At 68.6% G+C, this 4,816-nt stretch carries 4 protein-coding genes and 1 pseudogene; all 5 read left to right on the top strand.

From position 1 onward, the window contains the following. Positions 1-452, top strand: a pseudogene (locus Q0C81_RS16155) (hypothetical protein); the annotation flags it as partial. A gap of 119 nt (positions 453-571) precedes the next feature. Next, entirely contained in the window at positions 572-1,945 is a 1,374-nt protein-coding gene (gene tolB, locus Q0C81_RS16150; RefSeq protein WP_291840261.1) for a Tol-Pal system beta propeller repeat protein TolB, read from the top strand. Between the two features lie 130 nt (positions 1,946-2,075). Continuing rightward, positions 2,076-2,627 (top strand): peptidoglycan-associated lipoprotein Pal, encoded by a 552-nt coding sequence (gene pal, locus Q0C81_RS16145; protein ID WP_291840263.1) that lies wholly within the window; start codon positions 2,076-2,078, stop codon positions 2,625-2,627. A gap of 107 nt (positions 2,628-2,734) precedes the next feature. Beyond that, positions 2,735-3,814 carry a DUF3667 domain-containing protein gene (locus tag Q0C81_RS16140; RefSeq protein ID WP_291840259.1) on the top strand — a complete coding sequence of 360 codons (1,080 nt, stop codon included), beginning with the start codon at positions 2,735-2,737 and terminating at the stop codon, positions 3,812-3,814. Between the two features lie 40 nt (positions 3,815-3,854). After that, entirely contained in the window at positions 3,855-4,766 is a 912-nt protein-coding gene (locus Q0C81_RS16135; protein WP_291840256.1) for a tetratricopeptide repeat protein, read from the top strand. Positions 4,767-4,816: the final 50 nt, after the last annotated feature.

The raw sequence follows: 4,816 nt of genomic DNA, 5'->3' as shown, positions 1-4,816 counted from the left end.
CCCCGCGTCCCCAGCCGCCGCGTCCCCAGCCTCCGCGCCAGCCGCCCCAGCCCAGCTTCGACCCGAACGCCAACGCGGGGCCGCTGCGCAACAATCCGGGTCCCGCCCGCCGCCCGCCGCCCGGCGGTGGCGGCGCCGGTCCGGTCCAGCAGAGTTCGGGGCCGCAGATCACGGCGATGTTCCAGCAGATCATCCCGAACTGGATTCTGCCCTGCGACGTGCCCGAGGCCCGCAACCTGCGCATCCAGATGGACGTCACCCTGTCGCGCGACGGACGCATCACGGCGGGCCCGACCCTGATTTCGCCGCGCTCGGATCCGGTCTGGCGCGCCTCGGCCGACGCGGCCATGCGCGCCCTGCGCCAGACCGCGCCGTTCGACGTGCCCGACGGTTTCACCGGCGGCTCATTCCGCCCGACCTTCAACACCGAAGAAGCCTGCCGGAACCGGTAGGAAAGGTTCTGACGAACCCTGACGGGGCCTGAAAGTCGCCCCAATCACGGCCATGCTGGCCATAAGCGACCGGTTCGGCGACAAGAACCGGCGGACGTTTGAACTTGCGGGAGCTTCTCATGCGATTGAACCGACTACTGGCCAGCGCCGCGATCCTGGCGATGACGGTGAGCGCGGCCACGGCCCAGACGCCGCCCGCCGGACAGCCGCAATCGCAGGAACCGGTCGAGGTCGAGATCAATCAGGGCGTCCTGCGTCCCATGCAGATCGCCGTCGCCGACTTCGGCGGGCAGAACGGTTCCGACCTGTCGGGCGTGATCCGCGCCGACCTGCGCCGCTCGGGCTATTTCGAGCCGCTGGATCCGGCCAGCTTCGTCGAGACGGGCCTGACGCTGGCCAACGCGCCGAACTTCGCCCAGTGGACCTCCATCGGCGCCCAGGCCGTGCTGTACGGCTCGGTCACCGCCCGGCCCGACGGCCGCAACGACTTCGGCTTCCGCCTGTACGACCCCTATCGCCAGTGCCAGCTGGTCGCCTACCAGTTCACCGCCACGCCCGAGCAATGGCGCCGGATCGGCCACAAGATCGCGGACATGGTCTATCAGCGCATGACCGGCGAGAGCGGCTTCTTCGACAGCCGCGTGGTCTTCGTCTCGGAAAGCGGCACCCAGCTGAACCGGCTGTCGCGCCTGACGATCTCGGATCAGGACGGGTTCAGCCCCATCTACCTGACCCAGGGCGACGAGATCATCATGTCGCCGCGCTTCTCGCTGAGCGATCCGAACGAGATCACCTACGTTGCCCTCGGCAAGGACTACAGCCGAATCTACCTGTTCAACCTGGCCACCCAGCGCCGTGAAAGCCTGGGCGAATTCGACGGCCAGGTGCTGGCGCCGCGGTTCTCGAACGACGGGGCCAAGATGGCCTTCTCGATCATCCGGAACGGCAACACCGACGTCTATGTGATGGACCTCAGCAGCCGTCAGGTGCGCCGCCTGACCAGCGATCCGGGCATCGACACCTCGCCGTCGTTCAGCCCGGACAACAGCCAGATCGTCTTCACGTCGGACCGTTCGGGCAGCGCGCGCCTGTACACCATGCGCGCCGACGGTTCGGGCCAGCGGCCGATCTCGCGCGGCGGCGGCCTCTATACGGCCCCGACCTGGAGCCCGCGCGGCGACCTGATCGCCTTCACCAAACAGGGCGGCGGCCGCTTCTCGACCGGCGTCATGAACACCGACGGCTCGGGCGAGCGCATCCTGTCGTCCAGCTATTTCGAGGAAGGCCCGACCTGGGCGCCCAACGGCCGCTACATCATGTTCGCGCGCCAGAGCCCGGGCGGCGACACCCGGCTGTGGACCGTCGATCTGTCCGGCCGGGTGGTCAGCCAGGCCGGCTACAGCGGTCGCGGCACAGACCCGGCGTGGTCGCCGCTGCTGGATCAGCAGCCCAGCCGTCTGGGCGCCTCCGGCGCGGACGCCTGTCCCAGCTGATCACAAGCGGAGCCTTTGGCCTCACTACCGCGTTATCGTGTCTGGTGAAAAAGCTGGCGCGACAGTACCGACCTACTACAGCAAAGCTAAGCGGGGCCTGGCCCCGACGACCTAGGAGACGACCTCGATGATGAAGCCCTCGACCCTCGTCCGTCTGGCCGCCGTGGGCGTGGCCGTGACGGCCATCGCCGCCTGCACCCCGCGTCGTCCGGTCGAGACCGGTACGGGCGAGGTCCCGCCGCCGGTCGGCCCGCAGTATCCGCCGGTCAACAACGGCAACGTCGACGGCGGAAACCTCGGCGCCGCCGCCCCGGGTTCGGAGCAGGACTTCGTCGTCAACGTCGGCGACCGCGTCTATTTCGACCTCGACAGCTATTCGGTCCGTTCGGAAGCCTTCCCGCGCCTCGACGCCCAGGTGGCCTGGCTGCAGCGCTACCCCTCGGTCACGATCCGTATCGAAGGCAACGCCGACGAACGCGGCACGCGTGAGTACAATCTGGCCCTGGGCGCCCGCCGCGCCGAGTCGGTCCGCACCTATCTGATCGAGCGCGGCATCAACGCCGGCCGCATCGACACGATCAGCTTCGGCAAGGAACGTCCGATCGCCGCCGGTTCGTCGGAGGAATCGTGGGCCCGCAACCGCAACGCCCACACCGCGATCGTCTCCGGCGCCGCGCGCTAAATCGCGGCGACAGTTGTATGGGGAGGGGGCGTCGGTTTACCGACGCCCTTTCCTTTTGTACGGCGGGTTTGACATCCGCCTGAGTGCGGCCCGGGGGGATGCTGGCGATGGATATCGAAGGTGCAGGCGGCGTCGTGACCGCGGGTTTGATCGCCGGCGCGATCGAGAAGCCGGCCGCCAAGGCGGGCGAGGACCACACCGGAACCTGCGCCGACTGCGGGTCCGAGACCTCCGGCAATTTCTGTTCGAACTGCGGTCAGCCGACCCATGTTCACCGCACCCTGCTGCATCTCGGCGAGGAGGTGCTGCACGGCGTCATGCATTTCGACGCCCGTATCTGGCGCACCCTGCCGTTGCTGGCCTTCAATCCCGGCAAGCTGACGCGCGAGTGGATCCACGGCAAGCGCACCCGCTACGTCTCGCCGCTGGCCATCTTCCTGTTCACGGTCTTCGTCTCCTTCTTCGCGCTCAGCTTTGTGCACATGCCGGAGTCCAACTTCCACCCGGTCAGCACCGTCGCGGGGGAAGAGGGTGCGGCCGAGTTCGAGAAGGGGCGTCAGGATATCGCCGCGGCCCGCGCCGCGGCGACAACCGCCGGCGACAAGGCGGCGCTGGACGTCGCCGACAATGTCCTGGCGGGTCTCAGCAAAAAGGCTGATGGCGCCGAAGCGGCCTCTTCCGACGAGGTGCAATCGGACAGCTGGCAGGGGTCGGTCAGTGAGATCGCCAACGACGTCTACTCTGACCCGACCGTCAGTCCGGGCGTCAAGAGGGTCGCCAAGAAGCTGATGAACCCTGACCTCGCGGTCTACAAAATCCAGCAGACCTTCTACAAATTCGCCTTCCTGCTGGTGCCGCTGTCGATCCCGTTCATGGCCCTGCTGTTCCTGTGGCGGCGCAAGACGACCCTTTATGACCACGGTGTCTTTGTTCTGTATTCGCTGACCTTCGTGGTGTTGGTGGGCCTGATCGCGATCTGTCTGGGCTTCATCCACCCGGCGCTGGGTGTGGCGGCGTGGTTCGCGGTCATGGTCGGGACGCCGATCCATCAATTCGCCCAGCTGAAGGGCGGTTATGAGCTCGGCTGGTTCTCGACGATCTGGCGGTTCGTCCTCCTCCAGAACTTCTGCCTCATCGTCGTGGGGCTGTTCGTCACGGCGATCATCTATCTGGCGGTCGCGGTCTGACTGCCTTGCGACCGCCCCAAATCCGGTGAAATCTGATCCCATGCTCAAGCTCCCGTCCGCCCTGCGCACCCGCAAAGTCGTCATCACCGCCCTGGGCGTCGTGTTGATCGCCGGCACGACGACCGTTGTGGCCCAGACCACGCCGATGGAGCCGATCCAGTGGGACAAGCGCCGGCTGGATCAACTGGACCGCAACGTCCGCCGCCTCGAGCGCGCCGTGACCCAGCGGAACGCCGCGGGTCAGCCGGTGATCATCGAGCCGGACGAAGAGGTCGTGGCGCTTCAGGGCCGCGTCGGCCTGATGGACCGCCGCCTGCAGGATCTGGAAGCCACCACCCAGCGGGTGAACGGCGAGATCGAACGCCTGACCTTCGCCCTGGACGAGTCCAAGCGCGACAACGCCGCCCTGTCGACCCGCGTCCGCGACGCCGAGGGCCGGGTCCGCGCCATCGAGCAGGCCGCCGCCCGCGAGGCCGAGCTGAACTCGCCCATTCCCAACACCTCGCCGACGGGCGACGCGGCGCGTGACCTGGCCGCCGCCGTCCGTCTGGCCGCCACCGATCCGGCGCGGGGCGACCGCGCCCTGCAGACCGTCACCCTGGCCTGGCCCGACACGCCGCAGGCGCGCGAGGCGTTCAGCCGCATCGGCGATCTGCGCGTCTCGGACGGCGACTACGATAACGCCGTGCGCGCCTATTCCTCGGCTATCCGCGGCTGGCCGACCACGTCCTGGGCCGCCGCGACCACGCTGGAACTGGCCAATGCGCTGAACGCCGCCGACCGCAAGACCGACGCCTGCGGCGCGCTGGCGGAGTTCACCAACCGCTACGCCGCCACCGCCACGGCGCCCCAGCGCACACGCGCCACCGAGATGGGCGCGCGCTTCGCCTGCGCCCCCGCCCGCGCCCCGGCGGCGACCCCCGCGCGTCCGCCGGCCCGGAGACCGGGCTGAGCCGGTCCGATCCTGACTGGGTCGTTCAGGCCCGGGGTCGCCTGACCGCC

It is taken from the genome of Brevundimonas sp. (assembly GCF_023259385.1).
GTDB lineage: Bacteria > Pseudomonadota > Alphaproteobacteria > Caulobacterales > Caulobacteraceae > Brevundimonas.
The sequence above is the reverse complement of the archived record's forward strand: the minus strand, read 5'-3'. Positions and strand labels throughout refer to the sequence as shown.

Bases quoted from the DNA above. Each gene is read 5' to 3' on its own strand.
- tolB (WP_291840261.1), top strand. From the start codon at position 572: ATGCGATTGAACCGACTACTGGCCAGCGCCGCGATCCTGGCGATGACG.
- pal (WP_291840263.1), top strand. From the start codon at position 2,076: ATGAAGCCCTCGACCCTCGTCCGTCTGGCCGCCGTGGGCGTGGCCGTG.
- Q0C81_RS16140 (WP_291840259.1), top strand. From the start codon at position 2,735: ATGGATATCGAAGGTGCAGGCGGCGTCGTGACCGCGGGTTTGATCGCC.
- Q0C81_RS16135 (WP_291840256.1), top strand. From the start codon at position 3,855: ATGCTCAAGCTCCCGTCCGCCCTGCGCACCCGCAAAGTCGTCATCACC.